The 16480-nt window shown below is 30.4% G+C and carries 16 protein-coding genes and 1 riboswitch; of the genes, 1 reads left to right on the top strand and 15 read right to left on the bottom strand.

All coding sequences use genetic code 11. The features are described 5' to 3' along the window. Position 1 precedes the first annotated feature (1 nt). The 3 genes from BUB51_RS00840 to BUB51_RS12955 all read right to left on the bottom strand — a co-directional run bounded on the left by BUB51_RS00840 (position 2) and on the right by BUB51_RS12955 (position 2453). Positions 2–1237, bottom strand: coding sequence for an aspartate-alanine antiporter-like transporter (locus tag BUB51_RS00840; RefSeq protein WP_073194666.1), 1236 nt, complete (start codon positions 1235–1237; stop codon positions 2–4). Positions 1238–1375: 138 nt separating this feature from the next. Beyond that, positions 1376–1572, bottom strand: a riboswitch (cobalamin riboswitch). 85 nt (positions 1573–1657) lie between these two features. After that, positions 1658–2215: a DNA-3-methyladenine glycosylase I gene (locus BUB51_RS00835; RefSeq protein ID WP_073194664.1), complete on the bottom strand. Its 558-nt coding sequence runs from the start codon at positions 2213–2215 to the stop codon at positions 1658–1660. Positions 2216–2291: 76 nt separating this feature from the next. After that, complete coding sequence (locus tag BUB51_RS12955) at positions 2292–2453, bottom strand: hypothetical protein (RefSeq protein WP_159430365.1); 162 nt, start codon at positions 2451–2453, stop codon at positions 2292–2294. A 184-nt stretch (positions 2454–2637) separates the two neighbouring features. Here BUB51_RS12955 and BUB51_RS00830 point away from each other — a divergent pair, with 184 nt between their 5' ends. Then, positions 2638–3255 carry a VanZ family protein gene (locus BUB51_RS00830; protein WP_073194661.1) on the top strand — a complete coding sequence of 206 codons (618 nt, stop codon included), beginning with the start codon at positions 2638–2640 and terminating at the stop codon, positions 3253–3255. 152 nt (positions 3256–3407) lie between these two features. Here BUB51_RS00830 and BUB51_RS00825 read toward each other — a convergent pair whose 3' ends face one another. The 12 genes from BUB51_RS00825 to speD form a co-directional block, all read right to left on the bottom strand. Further along, the gene (locus tag BUB51_RS00825) at positions 3408–3890 is read right to left on the bottom strand and encodes a hypothetical protein (protein ID WP_073194659.1); all 483 of its coding nucleotides are present in this window, start codon (positions 3888–3890) and stop codon (positions 3408–3410) included. Positions 3891–4142: 252 nt separating this feature from the next. Beyond that, the gene (locus BUB51_RS00820; protein ID WP_073194656.1) at positions 4143–5561 is read right to left on the bottom strand and encodes a YfcC family protein; all 1419 of its coding nucleotides are present in this window, start codon (positions 5559–5561) and stop codon (positions 4143–4145) included. Positions 5562–5625: 64 nt separating this feature from the next. After that, complete coding sequence (locus BUB51_RS00815) at positions 5626–6423, bottom strand: TrmB family transcriptional regulator (RefSeq protein WP_073194654.1); 798 nt, start codon at positions 6421–6423, stop codon at positions 5626–5628. 20 nt (positions 6424–6443) lie between these two features. Further along, positions 6444–7385 (bottom strand): carbamate kinase, encoded by a 942-nt coding sequence (gene arcC, locus BUB51_RS00810; RefSeq protein ID WP_073194651.1) that lies wholly within the window; start codon positions 7383–7385, stop codon positions 6444–6446. 52 nt (positions 7386–7437) lie between these two features. After that, positions 7438–8433, bottom strand: coding sequence for an ornithine carbamoyltransferase (argF, locus tag BUB51_RS00805; RefSeq protein ID WP_073194648.1), 996 nt, complete (start codon positions 8431–8433; stop codon positions 7438–7440). Between the two features lie 92 nt (positions 8434–8525). After that, positions 8526–9761 (bottom strand): arginine deiminase, encoded by a 1236-nt coding sequence (arcA, locus tag BUB51_RS00800; RefSeq protein WP_200791866.1) that lies wholly within the window; start codon positions 9759–9761, stop codon positions 8526–8528. A gap of 435 nt (positions 9762–10196) precedes the next feature. Further along, entirely contained in the window at positions 10197–11651 is a 1455-nt protein-coding gene (locus tag BUB51_RS00795; RefSeq protein ID WP_073194645.1) for an aminoacyl-histidine dipeptidase, read from the bottom strand. 14 nt (positions 11652–11665) lie between these two features. Beyond that, a complete protein-coding gene (locus BUB51_RS00790) occupies positions 11666–12010 on the bottom strand; it encodes a hypothetical protein (protein WP_143153528.1) in 345 nt (114 codons plus the stop codon). Between the two features lie 9 nt (positions 12011–12019). After that, positions 12020–12412 (bottom strand): PqqD family protein, encoded by a 393-nt coding sequence (locus BUB51_RS00785; protein WP_242945529.1) that lies wholly within the window; start codon positions 12410–12412, stop codon positions 12020–12022. Positions 12413–12650: 238 nt separating this feature from the next. After that, a complete protein-coding gene (locus tag BUB51_RS00780) occupies positions 12651–14306 on the bottom strand; it encodes a glutamine--tRNA ligase/YqeY domain fusion protein (RefSeq protein WP_073194641.1) in 1656 nt (551 codons plus the stop codon). A gap of 108 nt (positions 14307–14414) precedes the next feature. Beyond that, the gene (locus BUB51_RS00775) at positions 14415–15056 is read right to left on the bottom strand and encodes a lactate utilization protein (protein WP_035161625.1); all 642 of its coding nucleotides are present in this window, start codon (positions 15054–15056) and stop codon (positions 14415–14417) included. 127 nt (positions 15057–15183) lie between these two features. Next, entirely contained in the window at positions 15184–16002 is an 819-nt protein-coding gene (gene speD / locus BUB51_RS00770) for an adenosylmethionine decarboxylase (RefSeq protein ID WP_073194639.1), read from the bottom strand. Positions 16003–16480: the final 478 nt, after the last annotated feature.

The raw sequence follows: 16480 nt of genomic DNA, 5'->3' as shown, positions 1-16480 counted from the left end.
ATTATATTGGAAGTTTATATAGCATGATAGTAAAGACAATCATGCCTAAAAGCGCAAATGGATAAGTTGCTCCATATCCTGCAGCTACATCATCACAATCTGTAGCATCTATAGCAGCTCCTAATCCCGGAGTACTCGTCATCCCTCCACAAAGAGCTCCTGCTAGAACAATCCAATTTATTTTGAATACATATCTTCCTATAATAAAGCCTACAAATATTGAAGAAAAACCACAAATTAATGCTACTAATGCTAAATACAGCCCTGATCCTGTAAGTGATGTTAAAGCAGAATATCCGTATCTTAACCCAACTATAGTTAGGAAAAAAGAAAGTGCTAATTCACGTATTACACCCAATACCTTACTATTCATTCTAAAATTTAAAAAACCTATTCTGCCTATATATCCAAGCAATAGAGACGATATTAGAACTCCTCCTGTCGTACCTAAACTAAAATAGTTTATTGTAGGCCCTAAATATATTTTTAATTTCCCAATGAATATACCAAATAGACATACAAAGACAAATGCTATTAAATCGAATTGTACTTCTTCGTATTTAACATTATCCTCTTTAGATGAATACATTTCTTTAAAGAATTCCTCTTTTTCTTTGTTTATATCTATTCCAAAGATTAATGGCATAAATTGCATAGCCAAAATAACGATGAGAACTCCTGGTATATAGCCGATTGCATATCCAAATCCAACCATACTTTCTGCTTCCTTGCCATAAATAGAAACAGATTCAAGCGCAGCAGCCAACCCTGGAGAACTTGTTAAAGCACCTGTATAGACCCCAGAGATGGCAAATAGATTTTGTCCTTTACTTATCAGAGTCATAATATAAGTAACAAATGCACCTGTAAACGTAATAATAATTCCTAAAATTATAAACTTAATCCCATATTTCTTCAATACCTTGTCCAAATCTTTTGAAGCCAAAAGCCCCACGGCCGCTACAAACAATATAAGAGTAAACAAGAAAAAATCTCTTGAAATCACTCCTTGTTTTAATATTGTTTTGGCATATGCCGGCATTTGTTCCAAACCTTTATACGGCAGTGCATAATTTTTGTATATAACCCATCCTATTATAAGCCCAGTAAACAATCCTCCAGAACTGCCGAGTTTAAATCTCCCAAAATTGATTCTGCCTAATAATTGCCCTAAAAATACTGAAGCAAACATTAACACAAAAGGATTAGTTATAAACTTTGCAACATCTAAATTCATTTTATCTCCCCTTTCAAATGAAAAAACACCCTATTCCCACTTGGGAATAAGGTGTATTATGGCAATAAACAACCGCCCCTAAAATAGCATAAACCGGCCTATACTACTCATAATACCTCCCCATCCTCGTGGGTAAAAACGGTATTGTTCCCTATGGCAGGTCTCCTGGCTTCGAGTCATTACACAGTTACCGCCTTCCCATTTCTGTCAAAAGAAACAGTGGCATTCTTGTAACTGTGTTCCCCGTTACAGTGGCGGGACCGCGTCGGACTTTCACCGAACTTCCCTTTTAAGCTTATGCCTTCCCCATAAGCACCATAGAGCTCCGTATTCCATTCCACTCACATTTTATTAAACTAATTTAAAATTGTCAATGAATATGTTAAAAAATAAAAAATTTTTAAACTTTTTATAAATTTATTACGACTTATATTTAAAACAACCTATAATATGGTCATTTACCATTCCCACTGCTTGCATATAAGCATAACAAATTGTAGGACCGAAAAAGATAAAACCTCTTTTCTTCATGTCCGTGCTTATCTTATCAGACAATTTTGTTTTAGAAGGCACTAATGAATCATCTGCCCATGAATTCACTATCGGTCTATTATCAACAAACTGCCATAAATATTTATCAAAACTTCCAAATTCTTGCTGAATCTCTAGAAAAGCCTTAGCATTATTAATCACAGCTTCAATTTTCTTTCTATTCCTAATAATTCCCTTATTCTCCATTAGCTCTTTAATTTTATCTTCATCATATTTTGATATTTTTACAGGGTCAAAATTATCAAACGCCTTCCTAAAATTCTCTCTTTTTTTGAGTATTGTAATCCAACTAAGACCTGCTTGAAATATTTCTAGTACTAAAAATTCAAACAGCTTTTTATCGTCATGGATAGGTATTCCCCATTCTTCATCATGATATTTTATATATATTGGATCATCATTTACCCAACCGCATCTCTTTTTCATCCTAATCTCCCCTATTTAGTTAATCTCTAATTGATATTATATCAAAAAACCTCTCATATGCTTACATATGAGAGGTTCAAATTAATGCTATTTCTATAAAAATTGGATCTATTCCTTTCCTTACTAATTCGTCTTTGCTTATCTTTGCAGCTTTAAAATCTTCTAATGGTTCTCCTAATCCACATCCGCATATGGAAAAATAATACTCATTTATAAGATAATGCCACATATAAGGCAATAGTCTTTTCCCATTTATGCTATCTCCCTTCTATGTTTATATTACACCTACTATATGACAATTGAAGTACGTACTTTAATAAATGGTAAAAATTTGATATACTTTTTAAGTAGAATTAATCAATTAAGTCAAGGATTATATTAAAATCTCTGACAATACCATATAACTTGAGGAGGTTTTTTTAATGGTAATTGATATTGATTTATATACCGTATTAATTTTAATAATTCCATTTATTATTTACATTATTTATGACATAATGTATATAAAAAACAGAAAATATATAAAATATTTCTTCTTAACAATTTTCTTCATATATTTTATAAATTTATTAAATTATACTATATTTCCAATACATATTAATAGTTCTATTGCAACTATTACACAAGAAGAATTTACTATATTTGAAAGTTTGAAAAATAATACAAATTTAATACCATTTAATAAACTAGATAAAATAGATTTTATATTAAATATAATAATGACAATACCTTTAGGGGTCTTATTACCTTGCTTAGTAAAAAAACTTAATACAAAAAAAATCCTTATTATAGGATTAATTACTGGTTTAGGAATAGAAGCTTGTCAAGCATTATTAACTTTTGTACAAGGTTTTACTTTCAGAAATATAAATATAAATGATGCTATAGCAAATTTTATTGGAGTTTATCTAGGATATAAAATATTCATTTTATTTTTTAAAAACGTATCAGATATATATAAACATAGCACTAAGAAACCTCCTAAAGTTATAAATTTAATAATTAATTATCTCTTAGAACTTAATCCCCTCTTTTTTTAAAACGATAGAAGAAATTTCTTCTATCGTCTGGCTAGTAGTTGGCACGGTCAACCCTCTAAGTAAACTTTCACCACCTAGTTGTTACGCATGCCCAGCACACTCAAAAACCTCTCATATGCTTACATATGAGAGGTTTATTTATATTACAAAAATTAAACCAAACTACGCCTTCTTTTTAGCTTAATTCCAATAAACATAAATAAAGACGGTAGCAATATCATTATTAAAAATCTAATTAATAGGTTTTTAATCAAATACGGCAAATATATCTGTAAAAGCGAAAATTGGAACGGATAATTAAAAAAGCCAATAGGCCCCCAATAAAAATCATATCTTTCATCTTCCAGAAGTACCTTACCGTCTGAAACTACATATATAGTCAGCATTAATACTACATTTATAATAACTAGAATAGATACAGATAAAAAATCATATTTGGGATGATTTTCTATATTTAACTTTGAACCTGCAAAAATATATAAAAATACAGAAAATAACCCCAATAAACCGAATAATATTAAAAAATATACTTCTTTAATATGCTTTGCTATGATGAAAAGAGGTATTGTTAAACAAAAATTTATTATTATTATTAAAAAATGATATAACAATGCTTTTAAATTGTTCTTCAACATAATAATCCTCCTATTGAAAACCTCTCATAATACTTACAATCATAATCAAAAGGTCTAATTATATGTTATTATTATAATAAAATATAATAAGGTCTTCAATACCATTGATGTTATTTTTTACCGACATTTTTCTACATTTTTCATCACTGGATAAATTAGCTTTGTATTGATTATTTTATTGTTTGCAATTGTTTTACGAAAAAAATACCTTCTGGATCGTTTTATCCAGAAGGCATATTACTCAAATATAAATTAACTCATTACTACTCCTAAACTTAATGCAGCAATAATTATTATCATTAATATAACCAAAAGTTTCCATGTGAATTTTAGCCATTTGTCATAAGATAATCTACCTATAGCTAAACCACCCATAACAACAGCACTAGTAGGAGTAATTAAATTAACAATACCAGATGCAGATTGGTAAGCAGTTATCACTATATGTCTTGCAACTCCTGCAAAATCTCCCAACGGTGCCATAATAGGCATTGATAATGTTGCTAACCCTGATGTCGATGGAATTAAGAAGGACAATGGTATATAGAATAAATATGTCAAAATAGCAAATGGTACAGAACCTGTTTGTGATAGAGTCTTTTCTCCTAGATTAAGCACAGTATCTGTAATATTTCCTGCATTCATTATAACAGTAATACCGCGAGATACCCCAATTATTAATGCAACACTTAATAAATCACGTGCACCTTCTACGAATGCAGATACAAGTTCTTTTTCACCCATACCAGCAACTAATCCGATAATAATTGCGGATACTAAAAATAGTGCAGTTAATTCACCAAACCACCATCCCAAAGTCGGAATAGCCGTAATTCCCATATCTTCAAAAGGAATAACTCCAAATACCATAATTATAAAGCTTAAAGCAAATAAACCTAATATAAACTTTCTCTTGCCAGTTAATTCTGGGAATTCGTTTTCCGAACTCTTTGATAAAAAATACTTTTTATTATCTTCCCACATATCATATACAATAGATTTTGTCGGGTCTTTTTTTACTTTTTCTGCATATCTCATAACAAATAAAATTGTTGCCAACTCACCTACTATTAATATTAATAATCTTAACCCAATACCTTCTCCTAACGAAATTCCTGCAAATCCTGATGCTATTCCTGTCGCAAATGGGTTTACAGTAGAACCAAGTACTCCTACACCTGCTCCCAACATTATAACTGATATAGCCGTTACAGAATCGTATCCTGCTGCTATAAATACAGGGAGCAGTAATGGATAGAAGGCTATAGTTTCCTCTGCCATACCATAACTTGTTCCACCTAATCCAAAAAATATCATTAGAATTGGAATCATCCATTTTTCCTTACCTTTTAAGTCTCTTGTTATTTTAGCTATTCCTGCATCTACAGCACCTGTTTTCATAACAACTCCTAAAAATCCACCTATTACTATAACAAATAAAGCTACATCAACTGCATCATAAAATCCTTCAATAGGAGCCATTACTACTTCTTTGAAGCCTTGTGGATTTCTATCGACAGTATGATAAGTGCCAGGAATCGGCTCTTTCTTTGCAGCATTAGGATTGACATAATCATACTGTCCTGCTGGTACAATCCATGTTAATATTGCTACAGCTATTATAATTGCAAATAAAATGGTATATGCTGTTGGCATTCTAAATTTTTTCATTTGTATTCCTCCTCGTTTCTGAAATTTTTCTTGCGCATATTTTCAAAATATCTAAAATTCAGAATTATATGTGCATTTTTTGTCTTATCCTTTTTAAATTAGGTCCAAACTTTTTATCTAATTCCTCTCTATATTCTTTATATATTTCTGCAAGGTAAATATCATGAACTATAAACGACTCTGCCATCAGCATAAAAGCCTTGTTTGCTGTCCATATAGCCTGTGATTTATCCTCATTAAACATGGCAAATAAAGATTCTTCCCCATCTGATACTAATGTAAACCATCGGCCATGTTTAAGCGCATAAGATTCCATTTCTTCCATTTCATGATAATAAATTTCACCTATTTCTTCACTAACATTACCATAAAGTACAGTTACTATCTCTACACCCCTTTGCTCTAGAAGTTTTAATTCATCTTTAAAATACTCATAGTCCACATTCCATATTTCCAAGTATAAAAATTCATTTGTTTTAGCTAAAACTCTTTTAATCTTATTTTTTATGTTTTCTATTCCTTCTAAATGCAGCATATACGAAATCTTATTTTTAGAATCCATTTTCTTTAAGCTATTTTTTAGATATTTCACCGTACTATTAACTTTTCTCTTATATGAATCTAGAAAACCCTCTAAATCTACAGCTACATACTTGATAGGATTATCACTAATAATATTTACAAGATTTTTATCTAAAAGTTTAGACATAGTTTCATAAATTTTAGCCTGCGGAACACCAGATAACTTGCTTAATTCATAAGCCGTTATATCGGGTTTATTTAAAAGTGCTATATAGGCTTTGGCTTCATATTTATTTATGCCTATCTCCATCAATTTCTCTATTATCTTTTCCTTATCCATTTAATATAATCCCTTCTACACTACTCATTAATTATCAATGTACCAGTTTTTCCTTCTATTCCTTCATTAGCCTTTTCTAGAGAAGTAATTAGAGCTTTTCTCCCTTCTTTAGATTTAGCAAACTTTATTGCCGCCTGTACTTTTGGCAACATTGAACCCGGTGCAAAATGGCCTTCTTCGATATATTTTTCAGCCTGTTTAACTGTTAACTTGTCGAGCCATTCTTCGTTTTCCTTACCAAAGTTTATTGCAACCTTTTCTACTGCTGTAAGGATTATTAAATAATCAGCATCTAATATTTCTGCTATTTTTTCACTCGCAAAGTCTTTATCTATAACTGCTGGAACCCCAATTAGGCTATTTCCTTCTTTTACAACTGGTATTCCACCGCCTCCAACTGTTATTACAACATGCCCATTATCAACTAGAGTTTTAACTACTTCTTTTTCAGCAACATCTACTGGAATTGGAGATGGCACCACTCTTCTGAACCCTCTGCCTGCATCTTCTTTCATTATATATCCCTTTTCTTCTGCTAATTTTTTAGCCTCTTCTTCAGTATAAAATGCACCTATTGGCTTTGTTGGATTATCAAATGCAGGGTCGTCCTTGTCTACAATAACCTGTGTTATAACTGTAGCTACCGGAATATTTAGTCCTCTATTTAAAAGTTCCTCTCTTATTGCATTTTGAAGATGATATCCTATATATCCCTGACTCATTGCTCCACATTCTGGGAAAGGCATTTCTGGAGTAGTACTGCCTTCCATCTTGGAAGCGTTTTCCATAGCTAAATTTATCATACCAACCTGTGGTCCATTACCATGAGCAATAATAACTTCATTTCCACTTTCTATTAAATCAACTATAGGTTTTGCTGTATTTTTTACTAATTCTAATTGTTCTTTTGGTGTTTTCCCAAGAGCATTTCCTCCTAAAGCAACAACAATTTTTCTCTTCATACTTACTCCTCCTCTTCTAGTTTAGTTAACAGGGGACTAGCCCCTGTTATTTTTAAAGATTTCCAATAGTTGCAACCATTACTGCTTTAATTGTATGCATTCTATTTTCTGCTTCATCAAATACTACCGAATGTTTACTTCTGAAAACTTCATCTGTTACTTCCATCTCTTTTAATCCAAATTTTTCATATATATCTTTACCAATAGTTGTATTTGTATCGTGGAATGAAGGCAGACAGTGCATGAAAATTACATCTGGATTTCCTGTTTTATTAATCATTTCCATGTTAACTTGATATGGTTTTAATAAATTAATTCTCTCTTCAAATTTGTCTTCTTCACCCATTGATACCCAAACATCTGTGTAGATTACATCTGCTCCTTTAACTCCTTCATCTATATTTTCAGTTAATTCGATAGTTGCCCCTGTTTCTTTAGCTAATTCTCTCATCTCGTTTACTAATTCTTCTGATGGGAATAATTCTTTTGGAGCAACTGCTACAAAATGCATTCCCATTTTAGCAGCTCCTATCATTAATGAATTACCCATATTATTTCTTGCATCTCCAACAAATACAAGCTTAACTTTATTAAGCGGCTTATTCACATGCTCCATAATAGTCATAAAATCTGCAAGTATTTGAGTTGGATGGTATAAATCAGTAAGACCATTCCACACAGGTACTCCTGCATGTTTAGCTATTTCTTCTACAGTTTCTTGCTTAAACCCTCTAAATTCTATACCGTCATAAAATCTTCCTAAAACTTTAGCTGTATCTTCTATAGATTCCTTTTTACCCATTTGACTATTTGATAGGAATGTAACATTTGCTCCTTCATCATATGCTGCAACTTCAAATGCACATCTTGTTCTTGTTGAAGTTTTTTCAAATAATAAAACTATATTTTTCCCCTCAAGTAAATTACCCTTAATTCCTGCTCTTTTTTTCCTTTTTAAATCCACAGCTAAGTCTAATAAGTATTTAATTTCTTGTGGAGTAAAATCCTTTAATGTTAATAAATGTCTTCCTCTTAAATTAACTGGCATTTTAATTCCTCCCTTAATATTTATATTTTATTTTTTCTAAAAAATATTTTAACTAAATAGTCAAACTTTAATTAAAAACTTGACTATTTTAACTACCAATTAATATCTTCTCTAATTAATGGCATCGACATACATCTTGGACCTCCACGTCCACGAGAAAGTTCTGAAGATGGAATAACATGAAGTTTTATACCATGTTCTTCTAACAATTTATTTGTAACATGATTTCTGGAATAAACTACTACTTCCCCTGGTGCAATAGCTAATGTATTAGAACCATCATTCCATTGTTCTCTACCTGCATCTATTTTATTTCCATTTCCACATCGAATTAATGTAACTTTATCTAAATTCAAATATTTCTTTAGTATATCACTTAATTCCATTGTCTCTTTTTCAATTATTAGCTTATGTTTTTCTTCCCCTTTTCTTAGTGAATACACAGTGAGCGGACCTTCTATTTCAGGATGTATTGTAAACTTATCATAATCAATCATAGTAAACACAGTATCCAAGTGCATGAAAGCTCTTTTCTTTGGTATATCGAAAGCCAATATCACTTCAAATTTTTCATTATTATTGAAAATTCTTCTTGCTAATTTTTCAACTGAAGCAGCTTCTGTTCTTTCGGAAATTCCTACGGCAAGTACTTTATCACTGAGGATGAGCTGATCTCCACCTTCCATGGAAGTATTTTCGTCTCTATCATACCAGAATGGTATTTCAACCCCTTTAAACATTGGATGGTATTTGAAAATATATTTTGAAAACAATGTTTCTCTATTTCTTGTTACTGTCCGCATATGATTTAATGAAATGCCTGAACCGATTGTAGCAAATGGGTCTCTAGTAAAGTATAGATTTGGCATTGGATCAACTATGAAAGGATAATCAGATTCTATCATATCTACTAAAGAAATCTTCTTATAATCTTTAATTTCCTCTTTTCTAATTCCTTCCATCATTTTGTCTACCATTTCTCTATTGGTAGAAAAACCTAACAAATACTCTTTTACGAGTTCTCTTTTCTTTTTACTTTTAATATTTGCTTCTTTAATAAATTCATCTATAAATTCTGTCTTAATATCATTATCTGTAAGCGATTCAGCAACTAAATCTTCAAGATAAACTACTTCCACTCCATTATTCCTAAGTGTTTGAGCAAAAGCATCATGCTCTTGTCTGGCAATTTCTAAATATGGAATATCATCAAACAATAATCTGTCCATTAAATCAGGAGTTAAATTTTCTATTTCTTTCCCTGGTCTGTGTAATAGAACTTTCTTCAATCTGCCAATTTCTGAATATACGTGTAAAACGTTTTCCATTGCCATTATATAACCTCCCATTTATTTCTCCACCACAATAGTGGTTACTATCTACACTTTAAGTATATATACTGTTAATTTTTTTGTCAAATAAGGTCTTTTTTTATATTTTTATATTTTTTCATTTTAATATTCATAAATGTATAAATATTATATTAAATTATTAGTATTCAATAAATACATCATTGTACGATAATAATTTATCTAATTTACAGCATTCATAATATATTTTTATTTTCTACTGCATCTGAAAAAGAATATTTATACATTTCAAAAAAAATTTTTTTAATAAACTTTAGGATATTTTATTAAAATAAATGGTATAAACTGTATTTAAAATTATCTGCAATTTAATAAGACACTAATTTTATATGAATAAACAGAAAAAACTTCGGGCTTTATACCCGAAGTATAAAAACAAAATAACATTTCATATTATTTTATCCTCTTTAATACCTCACACAAAAACTCGAATACTCTTTTTGTTGAAGAAATGCTTATATGTTCGTTTGGAGTATGAACATCATAGATATTCGGTCCAATAGAAACCATATCTATATCACCAATTTTTTCTTTAAAAAATCCACATTCTAATCCAGCATGAATAGCATCTACCTTTGCTTCTTTTCCAAACATATCTTTATAAACTTCAACCATCAAATCTCTAATAGGAGATTCTGCTTTAAACTCCCATTCAGGATAGTCGGACACTAATTCCATTTTCGCACCAACTAAATCACATATATTTTGAATCCTGTCATTAATCTCCTTTTTCAAACTTCTAACTGAACTTCTTACCGCACTGTCGAATACTATTTCTTCTTCTTTAGTTGTAAGAACTCCAATATTATTAGAGCTTTCAACTAGCCCTTTTATATCGGCACTCATTGTTTGAACCCCATTAGGTATTAATCTTAGAATACTTATCAACCCTTTTTTAGTCTTTAAACCAAACACTCTTTGTATCCCATCAACTCTTTCTAACTTAATACTAATATTAGGATCGGCTGTTTTATATTCATTTGAGAATATTTTTTGGTATTCATCTACTATATGTTTAAATCTTTCTTCATCTTCTTTATTAATCATTACAACTGCTTTAGACATTTTTGCAATTGCATTCTTTTTCTCTCCACCACTAACGTTCGCTATATCAATATTTATTTCTCTATCAAGAGCTTCTAATAATCTTCCTAATAGTTTTATTGCATTCGCTCTATTTTTATCAATTTCCATCCCTGAATGTCCGCCTATTAGACCTTTAATAGATATCTCATATCCTATTTTACTATTATCGGCTTCATTCCATTCTACTGGCAGATGAATAATATTGTCCACTCCACCTGCACATGATGCAAGTATAGTACCTTCTTCTTCAGAATCAATATTTATTAAAATATCTCCAGAAACGTTCTCAGGGTTTAGATTTAATACTCCATCCATTCCAGTTTCTTCTGAAACTGTAAACAATGCAACAAGAGGTGGATGTGGCAAATCTTTCGACTCTAGAATAGCCATAATCATAGCTACTGCAATACCATTATCTGCTCCAAGAGTTGTCCCCTTTGTCCTTATCATATCTCCATCTACTACCAATGGAATAGGATCTTTTGTAAAATCAAATTCTAAATCTTCATCTTTTACACAAACCATATCCATATGCCCTTGAAGTATAACAGTTGGTGCATTTTCGTATCCTTTTGTTCCTGGTTTTTTAATGATTACATTTAAACATTCTTCTTGTATAACTTCTAGTCTGTTATCTTTTGCAAATTTCACTAAGTAATCACTAACTTGTTTTTCATTGCCTGATCCTCTAGGAATTCTGGTTAATTCCTCGAAAAATTTAAATACAGCTTTAGGCTCAAATCCTGATAAAACATTAACCATTACAAGCATCTCCTTTACTTTAATTTATATTTTTTAGGCTTACTGTTAGACATCTCTACAATAAGCCCTTCATTTGTCATTTTCGTTATCAAATCTTTAGCTACTAATTTAGCATCGACAACTTGCACTTTGCTTCTGCTCCAAAATAAAGATGCTTTTGTCCCTTTAATGAGATTTTCAATATCTTTTTTAGTTAAAAATTCCCGTTTTCTAAGTTCTTTTAGTATTTTAGCTTCGGCTTTTTTATACAAAGCATTTAATAGCTCCTCATTTTTCCTCTGCTGTTTAACATATCCCCAAGCATATATAAATGTAAATGCTATAGCAAGTAATAATACTTTTAAAATAAAACTTATCATACCAATCACTTACCTTTTCTCTAATGTAATAAATTTATTATTTCTTAAAATATTCATATAAGTCCCTAATCTTTCGTAGAGAGGTTCTGCTTTGTCCCCAAATTCTTCCTTTAATATGTTAGCTATGTCCTGTATATTCCTCTGCCCGTCTATTGCCTTCCAAACGCAACTTCCAATCGGATCTAAATCTATCCTCATCACCTCTGGCGTCTTAAAAAATACTCTCACTATTCTGTCTAATATTCCATTTCTAGGGATAATAATTTGAACTAGCCCTTCATCATCAACTTCCCATTTTAATGTATTATTTTTTCGGGGAACTAATTCCAAAAAATTCACACTTTTTTTAATTTTTTTAAACATAGCCACACCTCTATCTTTAATAAGTTTAAGAGAGGACATTAAAATATCCCCTCTTCTAAATCATACCGCTAAATCAAATTTTCTTCAATAAGGATTTAAATTCTCTCCAGCAATTAATCCTGATGCAAACAATATCCCAGATTCAATTTTCGCTAAAACAACTACTGAAAAAACTATTGATACCACTTTTATTGACATACGCTAGTTGGAAACGTTTTAATTCTCTATACCGAATTTACTACATAAATAAAAGACTGTTGCTTAAAACAACAGCCTTCTATTTTAATTTAAATGAACTTTTTAAAGATACAATTCTGTTAAATACTAATTTGTCTTTTGTAGTATATTTAGGATCTACACTAAAATACCCATGTCTAAAGAATTGGAATCTATCATAAGGCTTAACATCTTTCATGTTCGGCTCAACAAATCCTTGTAAAATTTCTAGTGAATTAGGATTTACTTTATCAAGGAATGATTTTCCTTCGTCTTCATCTTCATCTAATATTAAATAATCATATAATCTGAATTCAGCCGGTATAGCATGTTTAGCATCCACCCAATGAATTGTACCTTTTACTTTTCTACCTGTAAATCCCGTTCCACTTTTCGTTTCGGGGTCATAAGTACAATGCAATTCAATTATATTCCCATTTTCGTCTTTTATAACTTCATTGCACTTAATAAAATAAGCATGTTTTAATCTAACTTCATTTCCTGGAAATAATCTAAAATATTTTTTAGGTGGATTTTCCATAAAATCTTCCTGCTCGATATATATTTCTCTAGAAAATGGGATAAGCCTTTTACCCATTTCTGGATTTTCAGGGTTATTATCCGCCTCTAGCATTTCAACTTGCCCTTCTGGATAATTTGTAATTATCACCTTTAACGGTCTTAATACAGCCATAGTTCTCGGGGCTTTTAATTTTAAATCTTCTCTTATAAAATGTTCTAACATTCTATAATCTACTACACTATTACTTTTAGCTACGCCAACTGCTCTTACAAAATTGCGTATTGCTTCTTTAGTATATCCTCTTCTTCTTAGTCCTGAAATAGTCGGCATACGTGGGTCATCCCAGCCATCAACATATTTCTCATCGACTAATTGCTTTAATTTTCTCTTACTCATAACTGTATTAGTTAAATTAAGTCTTGCAAATTCAATCTGCTTAGGCTGATTTTCCATTTCACATTCTCTAATAACCCATTCGTATAACGGCCTGTGATCTTCAAATTCTAAAGTACAGATTGAATGTGTAACTCCTTCTATTGCATCTTCGATAGGATGTGCAAAATCATACATAGGATATATACACCACTTATCACCTGTATTATGATGTTTAGAATGCGATATACGATATATAACAGGATCTCTCATGTTCAAATTTGGTGAAGCCATATCAATTTTTGCTCTTAAAACTTTTTCTCCCTCTTTAAATTCACCTTTTCTCATTCGTTCAAACAAATCTAAATTTTCCTCTACAGATCTGTTTCTATAAGGACTTTCTTTCCCAGGCTCTGTTAATGTCCCACGATACTCTTTTATCTCTTCTGGAGATAAATCACAAACATATGCTTTTCCTTTTTTTATCAGTAATACTGCACGTCTGTACATTTCTTCAAAATAATCTGACGCAAAATACAATCCATCCCATTCATATCCTAACCATTTGACATCTTCTTTAATAGATTCAACATATTCAATGTCTTCTTTCAATGGGTTAGTATCATCAAAGCGAAGATAAGTTTTACCATTAAATTCATCGGCTAAATCGAAATTTAAACAGATTGACTTTGCATGACCAATATGTAGGTATCCATTAGGTTCTGGAGGAAATCGGGTAACTATTTCTTTGTACTTACCTGACTCCAAATCTTTAATAATGATATTTTTTATAAAATTTGATGATGTATTTTTCTTATCCATTTTATCAGACCTTTCTCCTATTGTATTTTTCAAGAGAAATTAATATATGTATATAAATATAACATAAATTTCTTAAACTTTCTATCGATTTTATTCTAAAAATAATAATTAATATCCTAAATTTTTGTTTACTATTATAACGTGAATTCTGCCTTTCTGCATCTGCCTTTTTATCAATACATACTGATTGCAAATCCTATCTGGACTCGTACAATTCATACAATATCCAACTTCAGCACAAGGAGTTTTTTTGTTTAATCTTTTAGTATTAGCCGGCGCTGCCAACTGTCTATTTCTCTCTATTGCTTCATCTATACTTTTTACTATTTTATTTACTCCAACAACTACTATCACCTTATCTGGCCCATATATCATTGCAGCTACTCTATTCCCTCTGCCATCTACATTATAGAGCTCTCCTTCTTCTGTTATTGCATTACTGCTAGTAAAATATACATCTGCTGAAAAACTTTTTCTATATAATTCTTTAATATCTTCACTAGTCAATCCTTCTCTGTATCTGTCAAGAAAATTATACTTCCCATTTCTTAAAAAATCTATAACTCCTACTTCAAATAAAGTCATAGAACCTCCAACCGCTACTGTATCTCCCTCTTTTATTAATTCCTTAATTTTTTCAATAGCTTCCTTTTCATTTTGAACAAAATAACCATGCATATTATTTTTTTCTAAATTCTGAATAGTTCTCTCGACTCTTTTTTCGATGACAAAGGATACATTTTTATCCATAACTTCATCTCCTTTCTATTATATTGTCCTTATTATAATAATATTATATAAAATTCATTGATAAAATGATTTACTTTATCTCTAATCATAAAAATAGAAACTCAGCCAATCGACTGAGTTCTTACATTTAAACATTAGGAACATTTATTCCATAAAATATTTCTGTCATTTCTTTACTTAACTTTTGAATAATTTCTTCTCTTTCTTGTTGTGTTAAATCCTCTTCACTTATCTCAAATAGATAGTTTTCTAATTTTAAATCTTTTATTTTCATTTTAGTATGGAATATATTAGATTGATAAATATTCATATCTATTAGGTTATATCTAGCTATTGTCTCTTTTGATATAAAATTTTGGATTGAGTTAATATCATGGTCTATAAAATGTTTTCTGCCATCTACATCTCTAGTAAAGCCTCTAACTCTGTAATCTATAGTTATAATATCAGAATCAAAGCTGTCGATTAAATAATTTAAAGCTTTTAAAGGAGAAATTTGGCCGCAAGTAGAAACATCAATATCAACTCTAAATGTACTTATATTATTTTCTGGATGTGTTTCTGGATAAGTATGAACCGTTATATGACTCTTATCTAGATGTCCTACTATGTTCTCTCTTATAGGAGTCAATATCCCTCTATTGCAGGATGGGTCTAGTACGTATAATGGTACTTCTTCTTCAGAAATCAATAGTGTAACACTTGCACCTTGTGGATCATAATCCTGCTTCGCAATATTTAAAACATGAGCTCCTATAATATCTGTAACAGTTGTTAATATTTTGGTTAACCTTTCAGAATTATACTGTTCATCAATGTACTCAATATATCTTTTTCTATCTTCTTCTGTTTTAGTATAACATATATCATAAATATTAAAACTTAATGATTTTGTTAGGTTATTAAAGCCATATAGTTTCAACTTGTTCTCATTAGTCTTTATCAACTTAATTCCCCTTTTCTACCAAATTCTTGACTATATAAAAAATTTATATAGTTAAATTTAGTCTCCCAAAGTTTAAGCTAATTATAAATTATAAACTAATAAAATATAATAGTCAATTTCCATTTCATCTTAACAGAGATTTCGCATCAAATTTCCAGTAAAAAATTTGTTTTTACTAAAATTTTATTTTTTAACATTTACTTGAATAACTGGGAAGCCTGTAGACCGATAGGTCTTAAAAATAGTTACACCTCCCCCTACCCCAAGAAATTTTAATAATCAATTTCCAGTTTTATTTTAAATTATGTTTTTTCAAATATTGGATTTATCCAATCAGCTTCTATAGTAAATCTTTCATCTCTTATATCTTCAATAATATCTATCTGCAACATTCTTTTCTTTCTAAATCCTCTAATACACCTAAAGAAATATAATTGCATAAGATTAAATGCTATTATTATAAACATTAGTACAGTCT

This window comes from Caloranaerobacter azorensis DSM 13643 (assembly GCF_900129995.1).
Classification (GTDB): Bacteria; Bacillota; Clostridia; order Tissierellales; family Thermohalobacteraceae; genus Caloranaerobacter; species Caloranaerobacter azorensis.
This window is presented reverse-complemented; position numbering and strand designations above follow the sequence as displayed.

Coding starts and splice junctions, on each gene's coding strand:
- BUB51_RS00840 (WP_073194666.1), bottom strand. CDS start 1,237: ATGAATTTAGATGTTGCAAAGTTTATAACTAATCCTTTTGTGTTAATG.
- BUB51_RS00835 (WP_073194664.1), bottom strand. CDS start 2,215: ATGAAAAAGAGATGCGGTTGGGTAAATGATGATCCAATATATATAAAA.
- BUB51_RS00830 (WP_073194661.1), top strand. CDS start 2,638: ATGGTAATTGATATTGATTTATATACCGTATTAATTTTAATAATTCCA.
- BUB51_RS00825 (WP_073194659.1), bottom strand. CDS start 3,890: ATGTTGAAGAACAATTTAAAAGCATTGTTATATCATTTTTTAATAATA.
- BUB51_RS00820 (WP_073194656.1), bottom strand. CDS start 5,561: ATGAAAAAATTTAGAATGCCAACAGCATATACCATTTTATTTGCAATT.
- BUB51_RS00815 (WP_073194654.1), bottom strand. CDS start 6,423: ATGGATAAGGAAAAGATAATAGAGAAATTGATGGAGATAGGCATAAAT.
- arcC (WP_073194651.1), bottom strand. CDS start 7,385: ATGAAGAGAAAAATTGTTGTTGCTTTAGGAGGAAATGCTCTTGGGAAA.
- argF (WP_073194648.1), bottom strand. CDS start 8,433: ATGCCAGTTAATTTAAGAGGAAGACATTTATTAACATTAAAGGATTTT.
- arcA (WP_200791866.1), bottom strand. CDS start 9,761: ATGGAAAACGTTTTACACGTATATTCAGAAATTGGCAGATTGAAGAAA.
- BUB51_RS00795 (WP_073194645.1), bottom strand. CDS start 11,651: ATGGTTAATGTTTTATCAGGATTTGAGCCTAAAGCTGTATTTAAATTT.
- BUB51_RS00790 (WP_143153528.1), bottom strand. CDS start 12,010: ATGATAAGTTTTATTTTAAAAGTATTATTACTTGCTATAGCATTTACA.
- BUB51_RS00785 (WP_242945529.1), bottom strand. CDS start 12,412: ATGTCCTCTCTTAAACTTATTAAAGATAGAGGTGTGGCTATGTTTAAA.
- BUB51_RS00780 (WP_073194641.1), bottom strand. CDS start 14,306: ATGGATAAGAAAAATACATCATCAAATTTTATAAAAAATATCATTATT.
- BUB51_RS00775 (WP_035161625.1), bottom strand. CDS start 15,056: ATGGATAAAAATGTATCCTTTGTCATCGAAAAAAGAGTCGAGAGAACT.